This is a genomic window from Kocuria himachalensis (genome assembly GCF_054784195.1).
In genome coordinates this window covers 1-944 of sequence record NZ_BAAGPL010000062.1, presented here as the reverse complement: position 1 = coordinate 944, position 944 = coordinate 1, and the positions used below count along the sequence as shown (strand labels likewise).

Sequence of the window (944 nt, the reverse complement as noted above, 5' to 3'; positions counted from 1 at the left end):
CCGGAGCAGTCGCCGGGCGCAGATGACGATGATCGCCACGGTGGTCACAGCTGCGATGGTGGGAGCACTACGGCGCGCAGCGCACGGCCAGCCGGCGGAAGGCCAGTAACTGTCGATGTCGCCCGGATACTGCCCCTCAGGCGTCGGAGGGATTCAACAGTTCGTATCTCCACCGGCTCCCAGTTCCGCAACGCGATGCCCCGCTGCGGGCGCCGGCGGTGATCATGCTGGGTGTCGTGTGGTTCATCACCGCCTCCGGAGCCCTGTGGCAGCTCACCTGCCTGTGCCAGCACCGGTCTACGGGCGGGCAGTCACAAAGCGTGCCTGCTTTGGTGGATGAGCGTGAGAGGAACATCCTGAGACCACAGCCGGAGGAGGACCGTGATGACCGTGGTGGTGGTCTATGAGTCGATGTACGGCAACACACACCTGATCGCTGAGGCCGTCGGCGCCGGCCTGGGCGAGGCGGGGATGGCGGTGGACGTGGTTCCTGTCGAGGCGGCGATGGGCCGGGGGCTGGAGCCGGGGGATGTTCTCGTGGTGGGCGCCCCCACCCACGTGCACGGTCTGAGTCGGACGTCCACCCGCGAGGCGGCTGTGCATGATGCTCCCGCCCACGATCTGGAGCTCGACCCCGCAGCCACCGGGCCCGGGGTGCGGCAGTGGCTGGACTCGCTGGGTTCCACCGGGGCCCGGGCGGCGGCCTTCGACACCCGGGTCAAGGCCCCGGCGGTGCTCACCGGGCGGGCGAGTCAGAGGATCGCCAAGGTCCTTCAACACCACGGGTTCCAGATGCTGACCCCGCCCGAAAGCTTCCTGGTCACCACCGACAACCAGCTGTTGCCCGGGGAGGAAGCCCGGGCCCGCCAGTGGGCCACGACCCTGGCCGCCCTGCTCTGATCGATCACCCGTGGTTGCACACCGTGGGCCCACCGCATGAGCAG

1 protein-coding gene is annotated in these 944 nt (G+C 69.1%); it reads left to right on the top strand.

Annotation, left to right across the window (positions count from 1 at the left end; translation table 11 throughout):
• The first annotated feature begins 384 nt into the window (after positions 1 to 384).
• On the top strand, positions 385 to 900 hold the full coding sequence (locus ACYVM4_RS18560; protein WP_460669512.1) for a flavodoxin family protein: 516 nt from the start codon (positions 385 to 387) through the stop codon (positions 898 to 900).
• The last annotated feature ends 44 nt before the right edge of the window (positions 901 to 944 follow it).

What these genes read in the sequence shown, in the direction of transcription:
- ACYVM4_RS18560 (WP_460669512.1), top strand. Translation starts at nt 385, where the DNA reads ATGACCGTGGTGGTGGTCTATGAGTCGATGTACGGCAACACACACCTG.